The organism is Peptacetobacter sp. AB845, from assembly GCF_047528295.1.
GTDB lineage: Bacteria > Bacillota > Clostridia > Peptostreptococcales > Peptostreptococcaceae > Peptacetobacter.
The window spans coordinates 2,382,625-2,406,431 of the sequence record NZ_CP180001.1 but is presented as its reverse complement, the minus strand read 5'-3'; the positions used below and the strand labels follow the sequence as shown (position 1 = coordinate 2,406,431).

Sequence of the window (23,807 nt, the reverse complement as noted above, 5' to 3'; positions counted from 1 at the left end):
CAAAGAAATTTTTTATGAAAATAAAAAAATAGTATATTTATATAAAAAAATATACCCCAATTAGTTATTTTTATAACAGAAAAAAAGCTTTATACAAAGAAAAATTTGAGTATAGGCTAAAAGTTTAAAATAAATAAAGTTTTGAGTAATATAATAAAAAAAGAAAAGATTGAGCTTAACAATTTTATAATGGAAAATACTATTTTATAATTGTATAATATAATAAAGAGTGTTAAAGTAGGGATACTATAAAGTATTTTCAATTATGAATATTATATAGAAATAATAGATAAAAATAGAATAAGATGCGGAGGATATAGATAATTTATGGAAAAAGTAGATTTAAAAAGAATTTTGAAAAAAGTTGAAAAGCCAGCTAGATATCTTGGAAACGAAATAAATGCAGTACATAAAGATACAAGCAATCCAGAGCTTGTAAGATATGCACACTGTTTCCCAGACCTTTACGAAGTTGGGATGAGCCACCTTGGAAGTCATATATTATATGATGTAATCAATAAGGAAGAAGGCGTATTCTGTGAGAGAGTATACGCTCCACAGGTTGATATGGAAGAAAAAATGAGAGAAAACAACATACCACTATTTGGATTAGAGTCGAGAGAATCTATAAGACACTTTGATATAGTGGCATTTACTCTTCAGTACGAACTTTGCTATACAAATATACTTAATATGTTAGATTTAGCAGGGATACCTCTTTTAAAAGAAGATAGAAAAGAAGGAGACCCATTTGTACTTGTTGGAGGTTCTTGTGCTTACAATAGTGAACCTATGACAGACTTCATCGATGCAGCACTTCTTGGTGAAGGTGAGGAGATGAATATAGAGGTAATAAACGAATACAAATCTTGGAAAAAAAGTGGAGAACCTAGAGAAAAATTCTTAGAAAGAATAGCTAAAATAGAGGGAGTATATGTACCTTCATTCTATGATGTAGAATACAACGAAGACCAAACAGTAAAAAGCGTAACACCAAATAGAGAATGTGCAAACCCACATCCAAGAAAAAGAATAATAAGAGATATGAATAAGGTTGAATACCCAGAAAGATTCATAGTTCCTTATATAGATACAGTACACGACAGAATAGTGCTTGAAATATTCAGAGGATGTACAAGAGGATGTCGTTTCTGTCAGGCTGGTATGATATACAGACCTATAAGAGAAAAGAACTTTGCTAGATTAAAAGAAATACTAGAAAAACTTATAAAAACAACTGGATACGATGAAATATCACTAGTATCTCTAAGTACAAGTGACTACAGCCAGTTAGCTGAATTAACAGACTACCTAGTTGAAGAATATGCAAGTAAAAATGTTGGTATATCATTACCATCTTTAAGATTAGACAACTTCTCTATGGAAATAGCAAATAAAATACAGAAAGTTAGAAAAAGTGGTCTAACATTTGCCCCAGAAGCAGGATCTCAGAGATTAAGAGATGTTATAAATAAAGGTATAACAGAAGAAGACTTAACTAGAGCCTCAAGACAGGCATTTGAAATGGGATGGAACAACATAAAACTATACTTCATGATAGGTCTTCCAACAGAAAATTATGATGATTTAGATGGAATATCTGATTTAGCTTATGAAGTTGTAGATATATATAAAGATGTTCACAATGGAAAATTCAAAGGAAAATTCAATGTAACAGTTAGTACATCTACATTTGTACCTAAGCCATTTACACCATTCCAGTGGAATCCACAGGATGTTAAATCTAGTGTAATAGAAAAACAGAGACATTTAGTTAAAAAACTTAAAAATAGAAATATAACTTACAACTACCATGATTCAGATACAAGTTTAATGGAAGCTGTATTTGCAAGAGGAGATAGAAGATTAGGTAAAGTACTTCTAAGAGCACATGAATTAGGTGCTAAATTCGATGGTTGGGATGAACACTTCGATTTAGAAATATGGAAACAAGCTATGGAAGAATGTGGCTTAGACATATCATTCTATGCACATAGAACTAGAGAATTAGATGAAGTATTCCCTTGGGACCATATAGATGTAGGAGTAAGCAAAAAATTCCTAATAAGAGAAGCAGAAAAAGCATTAAAAGGAGAAATAACACCAGACTGTAGAAAAGGATGTAACGGTTGTGGAATAAATGTACACGATATAGGAAGGGGACTTTGCTAATGAAAATAATGAGAGTAAAATTCAAAAAAGAAGGGGATATGATATACATATCTCATCTAGATTTACAGAGAACACTTCAGAGAGCTTTCAGAAGAGCTGAAATACAGTTATGTTACTCACAGGGATTCAATCCTCATCCTAAAATGAGTTACGGTAATGCCTTAGCCCTTGGGACAGAAAGTCAGGGAGAATATGTAGATATAGAAGTAGAGGATGAATTAACAGAAAAAGAATTCTTAGAAAAAATAGCTCCAGAATTACCAGTTGGACTAGAATTTGTAAAATGTAAAGAAATAGATAAAACTGTTCCAGCATTATCATCAGTGATAGAATGGGGAGAATATCTATTTACTATACCTCTAGAAAGAAAACTTTCTAAGGAATTTGTAAAAGCTAAAGTACTAGATTTTATGGGAAAAGAAGAAATAATAATAACTAAAAAGAATAAAAAAGGTAAATTAGTAGAAGTTGATATAAGACCTCTTATAAAAACTTTTGATGTATTAGATTTAGAAGATGATTCTCTAACTTTAAATGCTGTAATAGCAACAGGTTCAATACAGAACTTAAATACAAACTTATTTATACCACAGATACTTTCTCTATTTGGAATAGAGTTAAATCCATTAGATGTGGATATATTAAGAAGAGATTTATACTATGTTGAAGATGGTGAGTTAGTAACTCCTCTATAAGATAAGAGGTGATATTATTGAAGAAAATAATAATAGAATCACTAGAATCTTCTCAAAAGACAGCTATTTTAAATGATGGAAAGCTTGAGGAAATATACATAGATAATACAATTGAAAAAAGTATAGTATCTAATATTTATAGAGGTAGGGTACAAAAGGTACTTCCAGGAATGAATGCTTGCTTTGTAGATATAGGAAGAGAAAAAAATGCATATCTTAAGTTAGAAAAAGAGAACAGCCTAAAAACTGGAGATGATGTTATTGTTCAGGTTACAAAAGATGAGATTGGTACAAAAGGTGCTAAGATAACAGAAGAAATCAGTTTTTCTGGAAGATATTTAGTATATATACCGAGCAATACAAGAGTTACTATGTCGAATAAAATAGTTGATGAAAAAGAAAGACTTAGACTTAAAAGATTATTTTACACAAATTGTAAAAATGAGACTGGATATATAATAAGAACAGAAGCTCAAGGCTGTAGCATGACTGATTTTAAAAATGATATAAAAGAATTAAAATCTTTATATGTCAATGTAGAAAAAGAGTTTAAAAGAGGAAAAGGGCCAAAACTTTTATATACTGAGTCTGATACTGCAATAAAATATGTGAGAGATAATATATCTGAAGAAATTGAGCTTATTGTTACAAATGATGAGTCTAAATACAATGAGCTAAGAGAAATTTTGAAAGAAATAGATAGAAAGTACCTTGATATATTGAAGTTAGATAAAAATACAGATGTATTCGACATTTATGGAGTTGAGAAACAGTTAAATAGGTATCTATCAAAAAAAGTTTGGCTAAAAAATGGTGGTTATCTAATAATTGAAAGAACAGAGGCGCTTACTGTAATAGATGTAAACAGTGGTAAATTTACAGGTGGCTCAAAATTGGCAAACACTGCTATGAAAATAAATGAAGAAGCAGCAAGAGAAACAGTCAATCAAATAATAGTAAGAGATATAGCTGGGATAATTATAGTAGATTTTATAGATGATCAAATTACAAGTAGTTCAAAGAAGAAACTATTAAATATAATGAAGGAAGAATTTAAAAAGGATAAAAGAAAAAATGAAGTTAAGGGTATGACATCTCTAGGGCTTGTAGAAATTTCTAGAAGAAGGGAAAAAGAACCATTAGAAGATTATTTCCTAAAAGACTGTAAGAGATGTGGTACAAAATACGAAGATTTATCTATAAATTCAATTTTAGATTTAATAGAAAAGAAAATAATGAATATATCTAAAAATACGGTCTATAAAAGAGTTAAGATTATATTTAACTCAAGTATAAAGCCTACTATAATAAACAACTACATGAATATAATAAAAAGGATAGGTCTAAAATATAGAATAGAAATAGAGATAGCAGAAAGTACAGATATAAAAGATTTTGCTGTTGAAATTGTGAAATAAAAAAAATAAAAAAATCTACAAAAATATGCAAAAAAGAAGTTGACACATGTACTTACATAACGTATAATAAATAACTGTAATGCCGCTCAGAAAAGGTTGAAAACCCAATGGGTACCTTTAATGGCGAGTTTGTGACCGAGGAGGTGTATTTATGTACGCTATAGTAAAAACTGGTGGAAAACAGTATAAAGTTTCAGAAGGTGACGTACTATTCGTTGAAAAATTAGAAGCTAATGCTGGTGACGTAGTTACTTTAAACGATGTATTAGCTTGCTCAAAAGACGGTGAATTAGTATTAGGAAGCCCAGTAGTTGAAGGAGCATCTGTTCAGGCTAAAGTTTTAGAACAGGGAAAAGCTAAAAAAGTTGTTGTATTCAAATACAAAGCTAAAAAAGACTACAGAAGAAAACAGGGACATCGTCAGCCATTCACTAAAATAGTAGTTGAAAAAATAAACGCTTAATTATCATGATTAAAGTTAAATATTTTTACAATGACGATTTCCAATTAAAGGGATTTTCTGTAAAAGGACATGCTGAATACGCAGAGTACGGAAGAGATATAGTTTGTGCAGCTGTTACAACTCATGCAATAGCGACGATTAATTCTCTAGATGTTTTACAGAAGGTCGAGTTCGAAAGCGTTGAAGCAGAAGAAGGAAATATTTCTTGTATAGTCAAAGATGATTGTATAGAAAAAGCTCAACTTCTATTACAGCACTTTCAACTAGCGATTCAAGAAATCAAACGGGAATACCCAAAAAATATAAAAATTCTTAAAAAATAGGGGGTGACTTCCAAATGTTAAAGATGAACTTACAGTTATTAGCATCTAAAAAAGGGGTAGGGTCTTCTAAAAATGGTAGAGATTCTGTTTCTAAAAGATTAGGTGTTAAAAGATTCGATGGACAGTTAGTTACTTCAGGAAGTATATTAGTTAGACAGAGAGGAACTAAAATACATCCAGGAAACAATGTTGGTAAAGGTGGAGATGACACTTTATTCGCATTAATAGACGGAACTGTTAAATTCGAAAGAAAAGACAAAAAAAGAAAAAAAGTTTCTGTATACCCAGTTTCAATAGCTGAATAATTACAGGACTACAGCTAAGAATGAAAAAGGAGTGTATCAAAAACACTCCTTTTATAATATTCAAATAAAATTGTACGGATTAGAAAAATTAATATAAATTAGAGTGAACGGAATAAATATCAATATAAAAGAAAAGAAGGTGAAAAGATATGTTTATAGATAAAGCCAGAATATTTGTTAAAGCCGGAAATGGTGGAAATGGAGCTGTATCATTCAGAAGAGAAAAATATGTTCCAGCTGGAGGCCCAGACGGTGGAGACGGTGGTAGAGGTGCTAGTATAATATTTGAAGTTGATACAGGCCTTAGAACACTAATGGATTTTAAATATAAGAAAAAATACAATGGAGAAAATGGTGGAGACGGTTCTAAAAAAAGAAGAGCTGGTAAAAACGGTGAAGACCTTGTATTAAAAGTTCCTCAGGGGACAATAGTAAGAGATGAAGCTACAGGACTTGTAATAGCCGATTTAAAACATGAAGGTGATAGAGCAGTTATAGCAAAAGGTGGATACGGTGGTAAAGGTAATATGAACTTTGCCAATGCTGTAAGACAGGCACCTGCATTTGCTAAATCAGGTACTGATGGTGAAGAAAGATGGGTAATACTAGAGTTAAAGATGATAGCAGATGTTGGTCTATTAGGATTTCCGAATGTTGGTAAATCAACATTCTTATCAGTAGTAACAAAAGCTAAACCAAAGATAGCTAACTATCACTTCACAACACTTACTCCAAACTTAGGTGTTGTTCAGACAGGATTTGGTGAAAGCTTTGTACTTGCAGATATACCAGGTATAATAGAGGGTGCATCTGAAGGTATAGGGTTAGGACACGAATTCTTAAGACATGTAGAAAGAACAAAAGTACTTATACATATAGTTGATATATCTGGATTAGAAGGAAGAGATCCAATAGACGATTTCGAAAAGATAAACGAAGAGTTAAAATTATACAACGAAAGATTAGCTACAAGACCTCAGGTAGTAGTAGCTAATAAATCAGATATACTTTTCGATGATTCAGTATATGAAAACTTCAAAGAAGAAATAGAATCAAGAGGGTACAAAGTATTTAAAATGTCAGCAGCAACTAGAGAAGGTGTAGATGATGTTATAAAATACGTAACACAGTTACTTGCTGAAGCAGAAGAAATAGAATTAGTATCAGAAAATGAAATATACAGACCAGAACTTGATGCAAATAATGAAGAAGAAGGTCTACACATAGAACTTGGAGAAGATGGAGTATTCGAAGTAACTGGTAAGGCACTTAGAAGAATAATGTACTCTGTAAACTTCGACGATATGGAATCACTTCAGTACTTCCAGAATGCTATGGAAAGTCAGGGAGTATTTGATAAGTTAAGAGAAATGGGTATAGATGATGGAGATTTAGTAAGAATTTACGAATTAGAATTCGAATTCTATAACTAAGATATAAATTTTAAAAAGATTAAATTATAAAAATAGAGGAGAAAAGACATGCTAAAAGGTAAACAGAGAGCTTATCTTAGATCACTTGCAAATACTTTAAAACCTACTGCACAGATAGGTAAAGAAGGTGTAACTGGAGCATTCTTAGATGAATTAGACAACCAGTTAAGAGCAAGAGAACTAGTTAAAATAACTATATTAGAAAATGCTGGATTAGACGCTAAAGAAACAGCAAATGCAATATGTGAAGAATTAAGAGCGGAATTTGTTCAGGCTATAGGATTTAAGTTCACTATATATAGAAAAAATAATGAACAGCCTAAAATACTATTCCCAGGACAGGCACCAGCAAAAGCTAAAAAAGATAGTAGTAAAAAAAGAGTAACAAAAAGATCAGTACAGTAGTAAATATTTTGTAAAAGGAGGCTTGTAGCCTCCTTTTTATTATTCCTCAGGATATTTTATTTGTGTACTGAATCGATCGTATCCTATGATTGTATTTTCAAATACTGATTTTGCATTTTCTTCAAATCTATTTGGGTCTTCAATAGAAGGACTGAAATGAGTTAGAAGTAGTTGTTTGACATTTCCCTTAACAGCTAGTGAAGCAGCCTCTCTAAAGAGCATATGCTTATTTTTAATAGCCTTTGAAATATCCATATCATCTCCATACATAGCTTCACATATAAATAAATCCGCATCTTCAATAAATTCTGGAATAGTATCTAATGGTCTAGTATCTGTAATCATAGAAATTTTAATACCTTTTCTATTATCTCCAAGAACCATTTCAGGAGTATATGTTAAATCCTCATCCATTATAGTCATTCCCTTTTGTAACATATTCCAATATTTTCTAGGAACATTATTTAACTGAGCTTTTTCTACATTAAATTTTGGATGTCTTGCAAAATAAAAATTATATCCTATACATTCAGTTGAATGCTCTAATTCTATTGTTTCTATAGATAAATCTGCTAAAACAGGGTCTATAAGAGAGAATCTACCCTCTGGATTTTCTATTATGTTCAATTTATATGGAAGTGTTATAAGTACTTGAATAGCTTCAAGTGCTTCTTTTATACCAACAGGACCTATTATTGTTACAGGATCCTTTCTTTCGCTATTACCCATAGTTGAAAGAAGTCCTATAAGTCCGATTATATGGTCTCCATGAGTATGTGTTATGCAAATTAAATCTATATCCTTAAAACCACAACCCTTCATTTTCATAGAAACCTGTGTTCCTTCACCGCAGTCTACTAAAATTTTTCTACCGTTAAAATTCATAAAAAGAGATGATAAAAATCTATTTGGCAGTGGAACATTTCCACCGCAGCCTAAAAGTGTTAAATTAACCATTAATTGCCTCCTAAAAATAGTAAATTTAATATAATAAAATTTCAAATTATACTTACTTAATAATATTATATTAAAAAATTTATAAAAAATTTTTATAAAAATTAAAATTGTAACTTATTTGTAATTATAAAATGTCAAATATATAATATAATAATTGTAACATCAATATGATTAAAATGAATATATTTTTGCTATAATAAAAGTAGGAAAAAGATTTTTTCTTAAAAATTGAAATTTGACAAATGACTACATAATAACCTGAATTTATATAAGGGGGGAGACAAATGAAAAAAGTATACAAAAGAATAATAAGTACGGCAATGGTATTATCAATAGTAATCCAAGGAAATACAGTTTTTGCAAAAGAAATATCGGCAGGTCAGAAAAATGATCATAAGAAACTTGTATTATTATATGAAAGAAAAGATTCTAAAGACTCAATAGATATATTAGTCAATGGAAAAGAAAATAAAAAAGAAATAAAAGACGGCAAACTTTGTGAAATAGTGGAAGGAATAGATATAGCGGTTATAGATTCTAAAAAATCTACTAATTTAAAATCTGATATAACAAATCTTATAAAAAATGGTGCTGAAGCGTTTATCTGCGTTGATGGTGAGGATGTAGATGTATTTAGTACTAAAGAAGTATCTGAAAAATTAAGCAAATCTAATGAATCAAGCAAAAAAACAACTGAATCTAAGAAAGTAGAATCTAAAGAAACTAAAAAAGAAGATGTTAAGAGAACATCAAAAGAAAATGAAAGTAAAGAAAAGAAAGATGATTCTGAAAAAGTAAAAATAGAAATAACTTATAAGCAGAAAGGCTCATCTAATGAACTAATTTCTTTAAAAACTGATTCAGACAAACAGTCTTCATCTAAAAAAGAAGAATCTAAAGAAGAAAATAAAAAGGAAGAGGACAAAAATAAAGAAGAAAATTCTACTCAGGACAAGGAAGACAGCAAAGAAGAAGATAAAAATGAAACAAACTTCAATAATGGAGATGTACTAGGAAAAACTTCAACAGCTTTAATAGGTGATTATTATACAATAGGTAAAGAAGAAAGTAATTTTGCAAACCTAATAAATGATGCATTACTTAAAAAGACTGGTGCAGATATAGCTATGACTAACGCAGGAAGTATATTAAGAACTATACCAAAAGGTGAAGTAAGATACGGAGATATAGTAGAATCTGTTATATTTGGAAATACAGTTATAACTAAAAAATTAACTGGTAAACAGATAAGAGATGCTATAGAAGTAGGTGCAGAAATATATCCAGAGGCTAGTTCTACATTCTTACATCTTGGAAATGTTACATATAAATTAGATGCTAATAAAAAAGCAGGTAGTAGAGTAACAGAAGTGAAGGTAAAAGGCACAAAACTTAATGATTCAAAACAGTATTTAGTAGCTATGAATGACTATATGTCTACTGATTATAGCTCTATATCTGGCTCAAGTGTTGAAAAAAATTACGGTGAATTAGATAAAGTAATAGCTGAATACATAAAAGCTAAAAAAACTGTAAACTACAAAAATGACGGTAGAATAAAAATAACTAAAACAGTTACTATAAATAGAGAAAAAGTTAAAAAAGTTGTTAAAGCTATAGATAAATTAACTTATGAAAAGACAAGTGCAAATATAAAAGCAGTAAACAATGCTATAAAAATGTTTAACGACTTAAATCAGAGCGAAAGAAAACAGGTAACAAACTATAAAAAACTTGTAAAAGTAGCAGATTCTTTAAGAAAAGATGGAGCAAGTATAAGCAAACCAAACAGCTCAAATTCAAGTTCTTCAAGTAGCTCAAATTATTCAAAACCAACTCAGCAATCTCCAAAAACTGGTGATGCATCATCAATAGCAGGTGCTATAGGAACATTTGCAGCTTCAGCAGTAGGTCTTGGAGTATTAAGAAGAAAAAAAGAAGATGAATAAGTAAAAAATTACTTAAAAAGTAAATATTAAAAGAATAATTATTTGATGTAATAAAAAACCCCACAGAAAGTAAAATTACAACCTTCTGTGGGGTTTATTTTTTTGAAATTTATCTCATTGTATCTGTTTTCTTTAACTGATAGTAATTATATAAACCTAGTGCAAAACATAAAACACCTATAATTAATTTTTTCATGCTTACTCCTCCTTAACAATCGAATTCATCAAAATTCAAAAGTTCTCTTAGTACTCTTTTAATAATATCATAACTAAAGCCTTTATACGCTAAATGTTGATAAATTTTTTGATTGATTTTATTTTTATCTTCGCCCTTTAATCTTTTTAATCTCTTTTCAGCTAGATATTTAGCATTTTCATATTCATCATCAGGGTCTATTTGAGATAGAGCGTCTTGAATATCTGAAGCAGCTATTCCTTTATTATATAAATTTTGTTTAATTTTATTCTTGCCAAATTTACTCAGATTCATATTATCGTGGACAATCTTTTCTGCAAGAAGATTATCGTTTATAAGTTTGTATCCCTTTAAGAAATCTATAACATCTTCTACAATATTTTCATCAAAATCATTTAATAACTTTTCTTTAAGTTTCTTTTCTGATTGGTCTGACTTTGAAAGTATGGTAAGAGCTTTGTTTTTAGCTTTCATATACATTTCATCATGTAAAAGATTTTCAAGAGATTCTTTGTCTATCTCCATACCTTTTTTTAATGAGTGGGTATAAACTAATTCAGCGTAAACTGCCATAAAATATTCTTCATCTACATATATATTAACTCTGTCTTTACTTCTCTTTTGAGCTTCAATTTTTGTAATAATTGCCATAAAAAACCTCCTCTATGAGATAGATTAATTTTAATTCACTTGAAAAGTAAAGTCAACGGTCGATAAAATAAAAGTACGTGTAAAATTAAAAATTTGTTTTGAACTGTATTTTTATAGACTCATTCAAGAAAACGTAAATCTATGATACAATAGATAATAGTAAAAAGAAAAGGAGAAGTTAGTTTCAATGGGGATTTTAGAACTAGTAGATAGTGCTAGAAAAACGAATGATAAAAAGTTGAATAAATTTGAAAGTATAGAGGGTAAACAAAAGGTAGGTATTTTGGGAGGAACTTTTGACCCTATACATTTCGCTCATCTAGCAACAGCAGAATTTATAAGAGATAAGTATGATTTAGATTGGATATTTTTTATTCCAACAGGTAATCCACCACATAAATTGGGTATAAAGACAGATAAGTATGATAGATACAATATGGTTCTGCTTGCTACTAAGACAAATAATAATTTTATAGCTTTAGATATAGAAATAGAAAGAAATACGCAGACGTATACAGTAGATACGCTTAAAGATTTAAAGAAGAAGTATCCAAATACCGAGCTTTACTTTATAACAGGTGCAGATGCTATATGTGAAGTTGAAAGTTGGAGAGAAATTAAGAAAAACTTTGAAATGGCTACATTTATAGCGGCTACAAGACCAGGTATAAGTCTTTTAAAAGCTCAGGAAAAAATAGAACAGCTTGAGAGAAAGTATGATACATCTATTATAAGTGTATACGTTCCATCTTTGGATATATCGTCTACATATATAAGAGAGCAGATAGAGGCAGGAAAAACAGTTAGATATTTAATGCCAGAGTCTGTAGAAAAATATATGCAAAAAAAGGATTTATATAAGCAGATAGAAGAATAAAATAATTTGGGAGGTAGAGTTTACCGTTGGGGTGGACAAAAAAATTGATGAATTTAGATCAAATCAAAGAAAAACTAAAAGAATTATTGACAGAAAAAAGATATGTACATTCATTAAATGTGGCAGAAAGTGCTAAGAAATTAGCTAAATTATACGGGGAAGATGAGGAAAAAGCTTATTTAGCTGGTGTAGTACATGACTGTGCAAAATATTTTAAAACTGACAAAGTTGATTATTATGTAAAAAAATATGACATAGAGTTAGATGAACTGGAAGTTGGGAATATTTCGCTTTCTCATAGTATAATAGGTTCTTATGTTGTAAAATACGACTTTGGAATAGATGATGAGGATATAGTGAATTCTGTTAGATATCATACAACTGGTAAAGTTGATATGAGTCTAATGGAAAAAATAATATATGTTGCAGATTTAATAGAAGACGGAAGAGATTACCCTGGTGTTGATGAGTTAAGAAAATTAGCATACGGTGGGGATATGGATGCAGCTATGATACAATCATTTGATAACACAATAGCTCTTATGATAAAAAAAGGAAATACAATACATCCTAGATCTGTAGCAGCTAGAAACTTTATGATAAAAGAGAGAAAAAAGAAGAAAGCTATTAAAAGTTTATAAATAAATTCAAAAATGGGATATTATTTATAGTTTTATGTGATATAATAGTTTTAATATTTAGAAGTAAAAACTATTTTTTAGTTTTATAAAATTAAGGAGGAAATATAAATGGCAGCAGATTTAACAGTAGAACAGATGGTAAAGGTTATAAACCATGCTATAGAAGACAAATTAGGAAGAGACATACTGATTTTAAATATAGGAAAAATAACAAGCTTAGCTGATTACTTTATAATAACTACAGCTTCATCTTCAAGACAGGTAAAAGCTATAGCTGATAAAGTTGAAGAAGATATGACTAAAAATGGATTAGAACCAAGAGGTAAAGAAGGTATAGATTCTCAGCAGTGGGTACTTCTTGACTACGGCGATATAATGGTTCATATATTCGATGAAGAAAACAGAGATTTCTACAACCTAGAAAAATTATGGAAAGATGCACCAGTTGTAGATCCTGACGAATTATAAGAAATTATTTGGAGATGTTAAATACAAAAACATCTCCTTTTTTATTTTTAATAAGATAAAAACTTTGTAAATATTGACAAGCTATATATCTAGGTGTTAGAATATTTTTATTAATTGAAATTATGTATGATAAAACAGAAATATTATAGACAGTCTGAAGTAGTAGGATTGGAGTTATTTCAGAGAGCTGGTGGTAGCTGTAAACCAGTATAACAAATTTTTGAACTTGTCAGGATATAGCTGTCAACCGTTGTTGGTTTAAAGACTTAACTAAGAGAGTCTGATTTATTTGGGCTAATTAGGGTGGTACCGCGAGTATATAATATCCTCGTCCCTAAACATAACTGTTTAGGGATTGAGGATTTTTTTATTATACAGAAATAATAATTATTATAATTGATTGCCTTGAAATAATTGAATAACAGCTTTGTAAATTTGATTATATCAGCTATCTTTGAACTATTAAAAATAAAAACAGGAGGAGAAAAAATGAGCGTGTATGATTTCAAAGCCATAGAAACAAAATGGCAGAAAACTTGGAAAGAAAACAATCAGTACAAAATGGATACTGAACAGACAGAAAAACCTAACTACTACACACTAGAAATGTTCCCTTATCCATCAGGAAAACTTCACATGGGACATGTTAGAAACTATTCTATAGGTGATGTTATAGCTAGATTCAAAAAAATGAAAGGTTACAATGTACTTCATCCAATGGGATGGGATTCATTTGGTTTACCAGCAGAAAATGCAGCTATAAAACATGGTATACATCCACACAAATGGACTATGGAAAACATAGCTGAAATGAGAGAACAGTTAAACCTACTAGGATTAAGCTATGACTGGGATAGAGAAGTAGCTACATCTACTCCAGAATACTACAGATTTACTCAGGAAATATTCCTTAAATTATTAGAACAGGGATTAGCATATAAGAAAAAATCTTACGTTAACTGGTGTCCATCTTGTGAAACAGTTCTTGCAAATGAACAGGTTGTTCAGGGAGAATGTGAAAGATGTGGAACAACAGTTATAAAGAAAGACCTAGAACAGTGGTATTTCAAAACTACTGCTTTTGCAGAAGAATTATTAAACGACTTAGATAAATTAGATGGTTGGCCAGAAAAAGTTAAAACAATGCAGAGAAACTGGATTGGTAAGAGTACAGGAGCTAACTTAACATTTACAATAGATGGAACTGAAGATACTATAACAGTTTATACAACTAGACCTGATACAGCTTACGGTGTATCATTCATGGTATTAGCACCAGAAAGTCCATTAGTAAAAGAATTAGTTGCAGGAACTGAATACGAAGCTCCAGTAGACGAATTCGTTCTAAAAATGCATAAAATGACAGAAATAGAAAGAACATCTACAGAACTTGAAAAAGAAGGTATGTTCATAGGTAAATATGTAATAAATCCAGTAAACGGAAGAAAAGTGCCAATATGGATAGCTAACTATGTACTTGCTGACTATGGGACAGGTGCTGTTATGGCAGTTCCAGCTCATGATGAAAGAGATGAAGATTTCGCTAAAAAATACGACCTTCCAATAGTACCGGTAATAGATGAAGACGGAATAATGATAAATTCTGAAGAATTTAACGGTATGCCTGCTAAAGAAGCTTTCGAAAAAATAGTAGACAAAATGGAAGCAGAAGGAAAAGGTAAGAGAACTGTAAACTACAGATTAAGAGACTGGTTAGTTTCAAGACAGAGATATTGGGGATGCCCTATACCAGTAGTATATTGTGATGACTGTGGTATAGTACCTGAAAAGAAAGAAAATCTACCTGTATTACTTCCAACAGATGTTGAATTTACAGGAAAAGGAGAATCTCCATTAACAACTTCTCCAACATTCACTGAAACAGTTTGTCCAAAATGTGGAAAACCAGCTAGAAGAGAAGTAGATACTATGGATACATTCATAGATTCTTCTTGGTATTTCTTAAGATATACTGACAACAAAAATACTGAAGAACCATTCAGAAAAGATATAGCTGATAAATGGGTTCCAGTAGATCAGTATATAGGTGGTGTAGAACATGCTATAATGCATCTTCTTTACGCTAGATGGTTAATGAAAGCATTCCACAGCATGGGAATGGTAGAAGCTGATGAACCATTCAAAAACCTATTAACTCAGGGTATGGTTCTTAAAGAAGGATCAAAAATGAGTAAATCTAAAGGAAACACAGTATCTCCTTTAAAAATAATAGATGAATACGGTGCTGATACAGCTAGATTATTCATACTATTTGCAGCTCCACCAGAAAGAGACCTTGATTGGTCAGACCAGGGTGTTGAAGGATGTTTCAAATTCCTAAACAGAGTATATAGATTAGTTGATGAATTAGCAGAAGAAGTTAAAAACTGTGATAGTGAATTCGGTAAATTAACTTCAGCTGATAAAGATATGAGATTCACTATAAACAGTGTAATCAAAAAAGTTACAGCTGATTTAGATGAAAAATTCGGATTCAATACATCTATAGCATCTTTAATGGAATTAATAAATGAAATGTACAAATATAAAGAATTAGATGGAAGAAACTCAGCTGTTATAAAAGAAGGTATAGAAGCTATAGTTACAATAATAGCTCCATTCACTCCACACTTAGGTGAAGAATTATGGCAGATGATAGGTAAAGAAGGAAGCGTATTTGATATAAGCTGGCCTGAATACGACGAAAAAGCTTTAGTAAAAGATGAAGTTGAAGTAGTTGTTCAGATAAATGGTAAAGTAAGAGGAAGAATGAATGTTCCTACAGAAATATCAAGAGATGATATGCAGGCTGCTGCTTTAGAAGATGAAAAAATAAAAGAATTAGTTGAAGGAAAAACTATAGTTAAAGTTATAGCTGTTCCTAAAAAATTAATAAACATAGTTGTAAAATAGTAAAAATTTATATTGAAAGTAATATGTATATATAATTTTTACAAAAAATTAACTATTAAAAATGGGAGAATATCACATTTGTGATATTCTCCTTTTAATTTTGTAAATAAAAATAAATAAACAATGTTGAAATATTATCAATCTAGGTATACAATAGACAAAGTAGAATTAAAATAATACATTTATAAAATAAAACCGTAAAGTTAAAATAAAAATATTTTTGAAGAAAGGAGATTTTGAATGGACGTAAACAGAGTACTTGAATTTGCTTCAGATGCAGGAGTACTTTTACTACAAAGTGGTGGAGAAACGTACAGAGTAGAAGAAACTGTTACTAGAATATGTTCTTCTTTTGGCATAGAAAAAACTGGTGTATTTGCAACACCAACAGCTGTAATAGTATCTGCAACTGTAAATGGAGAAATTAGGTCGGTTGTAAAGAGAATAATGAAAAGAAGTACAGACTTAAATAAAGTGTTTGAAATAAATGCACTTTCTAGAACTATATCGCAGTATAATTTTGATATAGCGATATGCGAAAAAATACTTGCAGAAATAACAAAGGGAAATTACTATTCGGATAATAGAAAGATCTTTTTTGCTGGGGTAGGGACTGCGGTCCTTACTGTTTTATTTGGCGGTGGAGTAGCGGATATGTTTGCTAGCTTTTTTATAGGGTGTACAGTAAAATATGTTACCGGATTATTTGGAAAAATATCGCTTAACGATTTTTTCATAAATATGATTGGTGCAGCTATAATACCTACAATTGCAATATTATTAGTTAAATTCAAATTTATATATACTATAGATAAGGTAATTATGGGATCGATAATGCTTCTTGTTCCTGGATTGCCTCTTACAAATGCTATAAGAGATATACTAGATGGAGAGCTTTTATCAGGTGCTATGAAGATAGAGGAAGTTCTTTTAATTGGTGTAGCAGTTGCAATAGGAATGTGTTTCGTTCTAAACTTATATATAAAATATGGAGGTGCGTAAAATGAGATTGGCACTAGAAGTTTTTTTATGTATGGTAGCAGCTTATAGCTTTGGGGTTATTTTTAATATAAAAGGAAAATATTTAAGAATATCCGCAATTGGAGGTGGGATAGCTTGGCTATCTTATAAGTTGCTTTTAATGGCAGGAATGGAAAATAATCTTTCTTTCTTCTTTGCAACTATATGTTTTGGGATATATGTTGAAGTTTGTGCTAGATTGTACAATGCGCCGTCAACAATAATGAGTGTATGTGCGATGATAATACTAGTTCCGGGATATGGTGTGTATAATACGTTCTATGCATTTCTTACAAATGATTATACTGCAGGTGTAAGAAATGGTATATCAACTCTTATGATAGCAGGGGCTATATCACTAGGTTTGGTATTTATAACTACTTTATTTAGAAGAAGAAAAACAAATGATATACTTGGAAAAATAATAAATTCATTTAAAAAAGTAAATAAAAAAGAAAATCAAGATGATGATATAAAAATAGAGGACTTCTAAAAATAGAGGTCCTCTTTTATTTTATATTATGTATTTTAAAATTAAGCGTATATACCTCTTTCGAAGTAGTCAGTTATAGTATCCATATCGTCAGTCTGTCCAAGAGCAAGCATTAATTTTATTCTAGCTTTCTGTCCTGGAAGATCTCCACCAAATATACAACCTAAGTTTCTAAGGTCTCTACCTGAACCATGGTATCCGTAGCTATCAAACACTCTACCTGAATGACATCTTGAAACTATTACAACAGGTAAGTTCTTTTCTCTAGCGTATTCAACACCAGGTAACATTTCTGGAGGTATGTTTCCTCTACCCATTGCTTCTATTACTATACCTTTGTATCCTAAATCAACAGCGGCTTTTATAAAATCACTGTTTTCTCCAGCACAAGCTTTAAATAGAGCAACTTTAGATTCTAGTTTGTCAGTTTTTATAACTCTTCTGTTTACTATATCTCTAAGTAAAACTAATTCATTGCAGTCTATGTAACCAAGAGGTCCACCAACTAAAGACTGGAATGTATTTAAAGCTAAAGTATTAGTTTTAGTAGCTTCTGAAGCTAGTAAAACTTCATTGTTTAAAACAACTAAAACACCTTTTCCTATAGCATCCTTTGATACAGCTGTACAAACAGCAGCTGATAAGTTACTTGAACCATCATAACCAAGTTCTGAGCTACTTCTCATAGCACCAGTAACTATAACTGGTTTTGGGTTGTCTATAGTTAAATCAAGGAAATAAGCTGTTTCTTCTAGTGAGTCAGTACCGTGAGTTATGATAACTCCAGTTATATCTTCTCTAGCTAAAAGATCTTCAGTATATTTTTTAAGCTCCATCATTCTATAAGGAGTCATGTGAGGTCCTGGTATTTCAGCAAAGTTAAGAACTTCTATATCGGCAACTTTGTCTATATTAGTAACCATAGAAAGTATCTGTTCTCCTGAAAGAGTAGGTATTGCTGCTCCCACCTGGTCATCTACTGTCATAGAAATTGTTCCACCAGTAAATACAATTGCAACTTTCTTCTTAGTAGTCATAATAATCTATACACCTTTCTAATAAAAAATAATTAATATTCCAATAAAAATTATAACAAAAAAATAAAATAATTACATCTTTTATTTAATATTTTGAGTAAAATAAGATGTTTATATACTATAAAATAGTACTAGTTATTTTTTTGTGAGTTCCATAATTCTACGTATTCGTTAAGTATGTTTTTAATAGATGCACCAATAGTTATATAGGCTCTATCATCTAAGTTAGCAAGAGAAACTCTTATAGACCATTTTGGTGCGGCAAATCCGTTACCACCAAGAAGAACTATAGAATAGTCTTTTGCAAGTTTATATAATATATCAGATGCATCGAAGTTATTGTGCATAAATTCTACAAAATCCTGTCCATGGTTTAATCTACCCCATTCATCTATATCAAACTGGAAGTAGTATGCTGCACTATTTTCAAGATTTACATAATCTATTCCTAAAGATTCAAATAGAAGTCTTTGTCTTCTTCTACATATACTCATGTTTAATTTTTTGTAAGCATCGACTTTATCTATTAGTGCAAAAGCAGAGAAGAATGCCATCTGAACCTGCTGAGGAGTAGAAAGTCCAGCAGTATGATTTAATGCAACCCGTCGACTGTCAGCGACAACTCTTTCCATAAATGTAAGAGATGAAGGATTAAGACTCATATCACTATATCTTTTATCTACTACCTTTTTAGATTCACCTTTTAATTCTTTTATCTTTTTATCAAAAACATTTTTTTCGTGAACTGCGAAAGTTCCAAGTCTCCAACCTGTAACACCGAAGTATTTAGAGTAAGAATAAACTCCTAAAGTGTTGTAAGGAAGTTTAGACATTAATGAAGAGAAGTTGTTTACAAAAGTACCGTAAACATCATCAGATATAATCATTAAATCTTCATTATATGTTTTTACTACATCTATTAATTCATTACAAGTTTCTTCATTCATTCCTATAGATGCTGGATTGTTAGGATTTACAACGAAAAGAGCTTTTATAGATTTATCTTTTAACTTTTCAAGTTCTTTTCTTGAGAACTGCCAAGTATGAACGCCTCTTTCGTCTACAACATCAGCGTTTATATTTACTATATCGAAGTTGTATCTTGGAAGATTTGGTATTTCAAGATAAGGAGTAAATATAGGAGTCATCATTGCTATTTTATCTCCTCTTTTTAAAAGCTCATTTGCCATAAGAGAATCAAATATATAGCACATAGCTGCAGTAGCACCTTCAACTGCAAATACCTGTATATCTCCGTACTCATCATCTATATTGTATTTCATTTCCTGTACTAAATAATCGTGAACAATTTTTTCTATATGAGGTAACATTCTATCTGGTAGAGGATAGTTATCTCCTATTATACCGTCAGCTAACTCATGAACAAATTCATCTGGATTGAATCCCATTTCTGTTATACCGTAATTTATTATATTTTTTAATAAGAAAGCACCAGGCATATCTTTATTTTCTTCTATATAATTGAATAATCTTTTTGCGATACCATCTTTCTGTGGCATACCTGAAAGATTTCCTAAATCCCAATTAAGTCTTGTTTCTGTTACTGCAAAGTGTCCGAACGTAAAGAATGCTTCTCTTGCAGAAGAACAAGTCCAGTTAGGATTACCTCTACCTGCATCTAATAAAGGTATATTTTTAGCATTAGATGTATCTTTTGCTATTTCGATAAGCTCGTTTTTAAATTCAAACGGGCTTAATCGGTTGTACATTTTTTTAATTTCTTCTTTTGAATAATTAATCACTTTAACTAATCTCCTTTTAATAATCTTTAAAATATAATTTTGAAAAATATAACCTTAAAATATAACTATATTAATAATCATCATAAAAAATAGATAAAATAAAAAATAATCTTATCTATTGTAAAAATCACCTGACTTATTCAAATGATTTAATTTATTTACACTTTAATTATAATGTATTTTTTAAAAAAGTAAAGAGAAAAAATAAAGTGAAAATAGTGAAATAAGATATTTTTAAATATGTAAAGAATTAAAAACTTAAAAAATAAAAATAAATAGTAAAAGTGAACGATAAAAAGCTTTTTTTTAATGTTAAAATGCGTTTTCCCTATAGATTTAAAATAATGCAAAACTTGTTGCATTTTTAGGGAAAAGGTTATAGAATAAAAAATGAAATAATAAAAATATAATTTAACAGGAGTTGATGTAAATGTTACAGGTTACTTTAGAAGATGTAAAACAGGCGAGAGAGACTATAAAAGATATAGTTAAAAAGACTGACGTTTTAGAAAGTACAAAATTAAGCGAAAAAACTGGTGCTCATGTTTATTACAAATGTGAAAACCTACAGAAAACTGGATCTTTCAAAGTTAGAGGTGCATGTAATAAAATAGCAAATCTTACTGAAGAAGAAAAAGCAAGAGGAGTTATAGCAGCATCTGCAGGAAATCATGCACAGGGTGTTGCACTTGGAGCAAAATTAACAGGAATAAAAGCTACTATAGCAATGCCAGCTACTGCACCATTAGCAAAAGTTAGTGCTACTAAAGGTTACGGAGCAGAAGTTGTATTAAATGGTACAGTTTACGATGATGCATACGCTAAAGCAGTAGAAGTACAGAAAGAAACAGGAGCTACTTTCCTACATCCATTCAATGATAAATATGTAATAGCTGGTCAGGGTACTTTAGCATTAGAATTCTTTGAACAGTTAGATAACAAAGTAGATACAGTATTATGCCCAATAGGTGGTGGTGGAATAGTTGCTGGTGTAGCAGTAGTTGCAAAAGCATTAAACCCTAATTGTAAAGTAATAGGTGTTCAGACAGCTAATATACCTTCAATGAAAGAATCATTCCAGAATGGAGAAGTTACATCTGCATTTAATGCACCAACAATAGCTGATGGTATAGCAGTTAAGACTCCTGGAGATTTAACATTTGATATAATAAAAGAATTAGTTGATGATGTTGTTGTAGTTGAAGAAGATGAAATAGCACAGGCTATATTATTTATGATGGAAAGCCAGAAAATAGTATCTGAAGGTGCTGGTGCAGTTTCAACAGCAGCTTTATTAAGTGGAAAATATAAACCAGAAGCTGGAGAAAATGTAGTATGTGTAGTATCTGGTGGTAACGTAGACGTAAATACACTATACAGAATAATAGGTGTTGCATTAGCTAAAGAAGGAAGAAGAGTTAGCTTAAAAGTTAATATGAGTGATAAACCAGGTAACTTCTCAAGAGTTACTAGCATAATAAGTGAAGCTGGTGCAAATATATTATCTGCTAACCAGGGAAGCTTAGCATCAGGAGAAAGTTTAACTGACCAGACTGCAGAATTTATATTAGAAACATTAGACTTCGACCATATTAAGAGAGTTAAATCAGCATTAGTTGAAGCAGGATTCTGCGTAAAAGAAATATAATTATAAAATTAAAACATATTCAAAAATAGTTTAAAACATAAAATAAATTTATTAAAAGTATAAATAATATTTGAATCGATATAAATAAAAGAGTATAATATAAATATAGTGTTAATAAAAACACATAACTTATATTAATATAATATTAGGAGGGGTTTCCAATGAAACACGAAGTATTACACACTAACAATGCTCCTGCAGCTTTAGGACCATATTCTCAGGCTATAAAAGCAGGAAATTTATTATTCTTATCAGGACAGGTTCCACTAGATCCAGAAACAATGACAGTTGTTGAAGGTGGAATAAAAGAACAGGCTACTAGATCTTTAACTAACATAAAAAATGTATTAGCTGAAGCTGGAGCAGACTTCTCTAACGTTGTAAAAACTACAGTTTTCATAAAAGATATGAACGAATTCAATGACTTAAACGAAGTTTACGCTGAATTCTTCGGTGAAAACAAACCAGCTAGATCTTGTGTAGAAGTAGCTAGATTACCAAAAGATGTTAAAGTTGAAATAGAATTAATAGCAGTTTTATAATTCAATAATTATAAAGATATATAAGATGTCTCTTTTTAGGGGCATCTTTTTTTATTCCTAAGGAAATTATAATAATTTAAAATTGTGGAAAACTTATGTACAATAGTAATATGAATGTATTGAAGAAACAAAAAGATGAAAAAATCATTAAGAAAATATTAAAAAATCACTTTGAAGAATTCAAACTAAAATATTGGAATAAAGTTAGAAGAGAAATGAGAGATCAGATAGAAAATACTGTAATAAAGGCTTTAAATTGTGGAAATATAGAGAACGGATATATAAAACACAAATGTATAGACTGTGGAGAAGAGTATATCCAAGGGTTCACTTGTAAAAGTAAGTTTTGTACAAAGTGTGGAAGAAAATATTCTATGGAATGGGCAGAAAAACAGGTAGAAAATATGCTTGATGTTTCTCATAGACATGCAGTTTTCACAATTCCGGAGGAGTTGAGAGTTTATTTCTACAGAAAGCGAGAGCTTTTAAAAGATTTACAAGATGCTACATATGAGGTATTAGATAGTTTTCATAAAAATAAAACAAAGGGAAATTATGAATTAGGGGTAATTGCTGTAGTACACACCTTTGGTGGAGATTTAAAATGGAATCCTCATATACACGCCTTATACACCGAAGGTGGAATAGATAGAAATAATAAGTGGTTCAAAAAATTAGATTTCATACCATATACATATATGAAAAAGGTATGGCGAAAGTTGGTACTAGATATAATAAAAAACAATTTTAGCGATAGAAAAACTAAAAATTTGATAAATAAGCTATATAAGAAAGAATTCTATGTAAATGCAGAAAGACGTTTAACTAATATAAAACAGGCAACTCAATATATAGGTAGATATTTGGCTAGACCAGCTATCGCTGAATATAGAATAATTAATTACGATGGAAAAAATGTAACTTACTGGTATGAAAACAAAAAACCTAAGGAAAAAAGAGAAATAACTGTAAATGTATTAGAATTTATAGGTAAAATAACCCAACATATTCACCCGAAGGGTTTTAGAGTTGCAAGAAGATACGGTCTATATTCAAGAATAAAAAATAAATTAAGCATAGAAATATTGAAGTTATATAACTTTATGAGACACAGAAATATATCTAAGCTGATAAAAAAGAAGAATACAGTAAAGAAAAATTTTAAAGATAGATTGATAGAATCATTTGGAGTAAATCCTTATATTTGTAAAAATTGTGGAAAAGACATGATTCTATGGGAAATATGGCATTATAAATATGGATTAATATATAATGCACTAGATAAATCAAATTATAAAAGAATAATCTACGAAGAAATTATAGAAAAAGAAATTTCTTTGAATACAACAACACAAATAGAATTATTTTAAAAGTCTATTAATAAATAGGCTAGCTTTGCTATACTCAAATATAAATAATAGTGTATAATTAGTGTAAT

Annotated in this window: 22 protein-coding genes; 18 read left to right on the top strand and 4 right to left on the bottom strand. The window is 30.2% G+C overall.

The window, feature by feature from the left end:
• Nucleotides 1–327 precede the first annotated feature (327 nt).
• The 8 genes from ACK2WO_RS11345 to ACK2WO_RS11310 all read left to right on the top strand — a co-directional run bounded on the left by ACK2WO_RS11345 (nt 328) and on the right by ACK2WO_RS11310 (nt 7,214).
• Nucleotides 328–2,172: a TIGR03960 family B12-binding radical SAM protein gene (locus ACK2WO_RS11345; RefSeq protein ID WP_414697919.1), complete on the top strand. Its 1,845-nt coding sequence runs from the start codon at nt 328–330 to the stop codon at nt 2,170–2,172.
• Complete coding sequence (locus ACK2WO_RS11340; protein ID WP_414697918.1) at nt 2,172–2,867, top strand: TIGR03936 family radical SAM-associated protein; 696 nt, start codon at nt 2,172–2,174, stop codon at nt 2,865–2,867. The genes ACK2WO_RS11345 and ACK2WO_RS11340 overlap by 1 nt, the downstream gene beginning before the upstream one ends.
• 8 nt (nt 2,868–2,875) lie before the next feature.
• Nucleotides 2,876–4,285, top strand: a complete 1,410-nt coding sequence (locus ACK2WO_RS11335; protein ID WP_414697917.1) for an Rne/Rng family ribonuclease — start codon at nt 2,876–2,878, stop codon at nt 4,283–4,285.
• A gap of 151 nt (nt 4,286–4,436) precedes the next feature.
• The gene (gene rplU / locus ACK2WO_RS11330; RefSeq protein WP_178412079.1) at nt 4,437–4,748 is read left to right on the top strand and encodes a 50S ribosomal protein L21; all 312 of its coding nucleotides are present in this window, start codon (nt 4,437–4,439) and stop codon (nt 4,746–4,748) included.
• Nucleotides 4,749–4,753: 5 nt separating this feature from the next.
• Nucleotides 4,754–5,071, top strand: a complete 318-nt coding sequence (locus ACK2WO_RS11325) for a ribosomal-processing cysteine protease Prp (protein ID WP_006440835.1) — start codon at nt 4,754–4,756, stop codon at nt 5,069–5,071.
• A 14-nt stretch (nt 5,072–5,085) separates the two neighbouring features.
• Nucleotides 5,086–5,376 (top strand): 50S ribosomal protein L27, encoded by a 291-nt coding sequence (gene rpmA, locus ACK2WO_RS11320; protein ID WP_040410667.1) that lies wholly within the window; start codon nt 5,086–5,088, stop codon nt 5,374–5,376.
• A gap of 149 nt (nt 5,377–5,525) precedes the next feature.
• A complete protein-coding gene (gene obgE / locus ACK2WO_RS11315) occupies nt 5,526–6,809 on the top strand; it encodes a GTPase ObgE (RefSeq protein ID WP_178412080.1) in 1,284 nt (427 codons plus the stop codon).
• A gap of 48 nt (nt 6,810–6,857) precedes the next feature.
• Nucleotides 6,858–7,214, top strand: a complete 357-nt coding sequence (locus ACK2WO_RS11310; RefSeq protein ID WP_414697916.1) for a YhbY family RNA-binding protein — start codon at nt 6,858–6,860, stop codon at nt 7,212–7,214.
• Nucleotides 7,215–7,253: 39 nt separating this feature from the next.
• Here the strand turns inward: ACK2WO_RS11310 and ACK2WO_RS11305 are convergent, their stop codons facing one another.
• Nucleotides 7,254–8,171 (bottom strand): ribonuclease Z, encoded by a 918-nt coding sequence (locus tag ACK2WO_RS11305; RefSeq protein WP_414697915.1) that lies wholly within the window; start codon nt 8,169–8,171, stop codon nt 7,254–7,256.
• Between the two features lie 284 nt (nt 8,172–8,455).
• Between ACK2WO_RS11305 and ACK2WO_RS11300 the strand changes: the two genes are divergently transcribed.
• Nucleotides 8,456–10,120, top strand: a complete 1,665-nt coding sequence (locus tag ACK2WO_RS11300; protein ID WP_414697914.1) for a 5'-nucleotidase C-terminal domain-containing protein — start codon at nt 8,456–8,458, stop codon at nt 10,118–10,120.
• 208 nt (nt 10,121–10,328) lie between these two features.
• On the opposite strand, the gene recX is transcribed toward ACK2WO_RS11300, so the two are convergent.
• Entirely contained in the window at nt 10,329–10,967 is a 639-nt protein-coding gene (gene recX / locus ACK2WO_RS11295; RefSeq protein ID WP_414697913.1) for a recombination regulator RecX, read from the bottom strand.
• A gap of 187 nt (nt 10,968–11,154) precedes the next feature.
• On the opposite strand from recX, the gene nadD reads away from it, so the two are divergent.
• The 6 genes from nadD to ACK2WO_RS11265 all read left to right on the top strand — a co-directional run bounded on the left by nadD (nt 11,155) and on the right by ACK2WO_RS11265 (nt 17,379).
• Nucleotides 11,155–11,844, top strand: coding sequence for a nicotinate-nucleotide adenylyltransferase (nadD, locus tag ACK2WO_RS11290; RefSeq protein WP_178411560.1), 690 nt, complete (start codon nt 11,155–11,157; stop codon nt 11,842–11,844).
• Between the two features lie 47 nt (nt 11,845–11,891).
• On the top strand, nt 11,892–12,485 hold the full coding sequence (gene yqeK, locus ACK2WO_RS11285) for a bis(5'-nucleosyl)-tetraphosphatase (symmetrical) YqeK (protein ID WP_178411562.1): 594 nt from the start codon (nt 11,892–11,894) through the stop codon (nt 12,483–12,485).
• Between the two features lie 108 nt (nt 12,486–12,593).
• A complete protein-coding gene (gene rsfS / locus ACK2WO_RS11280) occupies nt 12,594–12,953 on the top strand; it encodes a ribosome silencing factor (protein ID WP_006440844.1) in 360 nt (119 codons plus the stop codon).
• A gap of 489 nt (nt 12,954–13,442) precedes the next feature.
• Entirely contained in the window at nt 13,443–15,866 is a 2,424-nt protein-coding gene (gene leuS, locus ACK2WO_RS11275; protein WP_414697912.1) for a leucine--tRNA ligase, read from the top strand.
• A gap of 240 nt (nt 15,867–16,106) precedes the next feature.
• The gene (locus ACK2WO_RS11270) at nt 16,107–16,868 is read left to right on the top strand and encodes a threonine/serine exporter family protein (RefSeq protein ID WP_414697911.1); all 762 of its coding nucleotides are present in this window, start codon (nt 16,107–16,109) and stop codon (nt 16,866–16,868) included.
• Nucleotide 16,869: 1 nt separating this feature from the next.
• Nucleotides 16,870–17,379, top strand: a complete 510-nt coding sequence (locus ACK2WO_RS11265) for a threonine/serine exporter family protein (RefSeq protein ID WP_414697910.1) — start codon at nt 16,870–16,872, stop codon at nt 17,377–17,379.
• Nucleotides 17,380–17,420: 41 nt separating this feature from the next.
• On the opposite strand, the gene ACK2WO_RS11260 is transcribed toward ACK2WO_RS11265, so the two are convergent.
• Together ACK2WO_RS11260 and aspD are read right to left on the bottom strand one after the other, a co-directional pair.
• Entirely contained in the window at nt 17,421–18,416 is a 996-nt protein-coding gene (locus ACK2WO_RS11260; protein ID WP_178411379.1) for an asparaginase domain-containing protein, read from the bottom strand.
• A gap of 131 nt (nt 18,417–18,547) precedes the next feature.
• Complete coding sequence (gene aspD / locus ACK2WO_RS11255; RefSeq protein WP_414697909.1) at nt 18,548–20,179, bottom strand: aspartate 4-decarboxylase; 1,632 nt, start codon at nt 20,177–20,179, stop codon at nt 18,548–18,550.
• 430 nt (nt 20,180–20,609) lie between these two features.
• Between aspD and ilvA the strand changes: the two genes are divergently transcribed.
• From ilvA to ACK2WO_RS11240, 3 genes are all read left to right on the top strand, one after another.
• Nucleotides 20,610–21,827 (top strand): threonine ammonia-lyase, encoded by a 1,218-nt coding sequence (gene ilvA / locus ACK2WO_RS11250; protein WP_414697908.1) that lies wholly within the window; start codon nt 20,610–20,612, stop codon nt 21,825–21,827.
• A gap of 161 nt (nt 21,828–21,988) precedes the next feature.
• Complete coding sequence (locus ACK2WO_RS11245; protein WP_178412330.1) at nt 21,989–22,369, top strand: Rid family detoxifying hydrolase; 381 nt, start codon at nt 21,989–21,991, stop codon at nt 22,367–22,369.
• A gap of 95 nt (nt 22,370–22,464) precedes the next feature.
• Entirely contained in the window at nt 22,465–23,739 is a 1,275-nt protein-coding gene (locus tag ACK2WO_RS11240; protein ID WP_414697469.1) for a transposase, read from the top strand.
• Nucleotides 23,740–23,807 lie beyond the last annotated feature (68 nt).

Excerpts from the sequence above, each read along its gene's own strand:
- rplU (WP_178412079.1), top strand. The coding sequence starts at position 4,437 with ATGTACGCTATAGTAAAAACTGGTGGAAAACAGTATAAAGTTTCAGAA.
- nadD (WP_178411560.1), top strand. The coding sequence starts at position 11,155 with ATGGGGATTTTAGAACTAGTAGATAGTGCTAGAAAAACGAATGATAAA.
- ilvA (WP_414697908.1), top strand. The coding sequence starts at position 20,610 with ATGTTACAGGTTACTTTAGAAGATGTAAAACAGGCGAGAGAGACTATA.
- rpmA (WP_040410667.1), top strand. The coding sequence starts at position 5,086 with ATGTTAAAGATGAACTTACAGTTATTAGCATCTAAAAAAGGGGTAGGG.
- ACK2WO_RS11240 (WP_414697469.1), top strand. The coding sequence starts at position 22,465 with ATGTACAATAGTAATATGAATGTATTGAAGAAACAAAAAGATGAAAAA.
- ACK2WO_RS11325 (WP_006440835.1), top strand. The coding sequence starts at position 4,754 with ATGATTAAAGTTAAATATTTTTACAATGACGATTTCCAATTAAAGGGA.
- yqeK (WP_178411562.1), top strand. The coding sequence starts at position 11,892 with ATGAATTTAGATCAAATCAAAGAAAAACTAAAAGAATTATTGACAGAA.
- ACK2WO_RS11305 (WP_414697915.1), bottom strand. The coding sequence starts at position 8,171 with ATGGTTAATTTAACACTTTTAGGCTGCGGTGGAAATGTTCCACTGCCA.
- ACK2WO_RS11310 (WP_414697916.1), top strand. The coding sequence starts at position 6,858 with ATGCTAAAAGGTAAACAGAGAGCTTATCTTAGATCACTTGCAAATACT.
- rsfS (WP_006440844.1), top strand. The coding sequence starts at position 12,594 with ATGGCAGCAGATTTAACAGTAGAACAGATGGTAAAGGTTATAAACCAT.
- obgE (WP_178412080.1), top strand. The coding sequence starts at position 5,526 with ATGTTTATAGATAAAGCCAGAATATTTGTTAAAGCCGGAAATGGTGGA.
- leuS (WP_414697912.1), top strand. The coding sequence starts at position 13,443 with ATGAGCGTGTATGATTTCAAAGCCATAGAAACAAAATGGCAGAAAACT.
- ACK2WO_RS11345 (WP_414697919.1), top strand. The coding sequence starts at position 328 with ATGGAAAAAGTAGATTTAAAAAGAATTTTGAAAAAAGTTGAAAAGCCA.
- recX (WP_414697913.1), bottom strand. The coding sequence starts at position 10,967 with ATGGCAATTATTACAAAAATTGAAGCTCAAAAGAGAAGTAAAGACAGA.
- ACK2WO_RS11300 (WP_414697914.1), top strand. The coding sequence starts at position 8,456 with ATGAAAAAAGTATACAAAAGAATAATAAGTACGGCAATGGTATTATCA.
- ACK2WO_RS11265 (WP_414697910.1), top strand. The coding sequence starts at position 16,870 with ATGAGATTGGCACTAGAAGTTTTTTTATGTATGGTAGCAGCTTATAGC.
- ACK2WO_RS11245 (WP_178412330.1), top strand. The coding sequence starts at position 21,989 with ATGAAACACGAAGTATTACACACTAACAATGCTCCTGCAGCTTTAGGA.
- ACK2WO_RS11260 (WP_178411379.1), bottom strand. The coding sequence starts at position 18,416 with ATGACTACTAAGAAGAAAGTTGCAATTGTATTTACTGGTGGAACAATT.
- ACK2WO_RS11340 (WP_414697918.1), top strand. The coding sequence starts at position 2,172 with ATGAAAATAATGAGAGTAAAATTCAAAAAAGAAGGGGATATGATATAC.
- ACK2WO_RS11270 (WP_414697911.1), top strand. The coding sequence starts at position 16,107 with ATGGACGTAAACAGAGTACTTGAATTTGCTTCAGATGCAGGAGTACTT.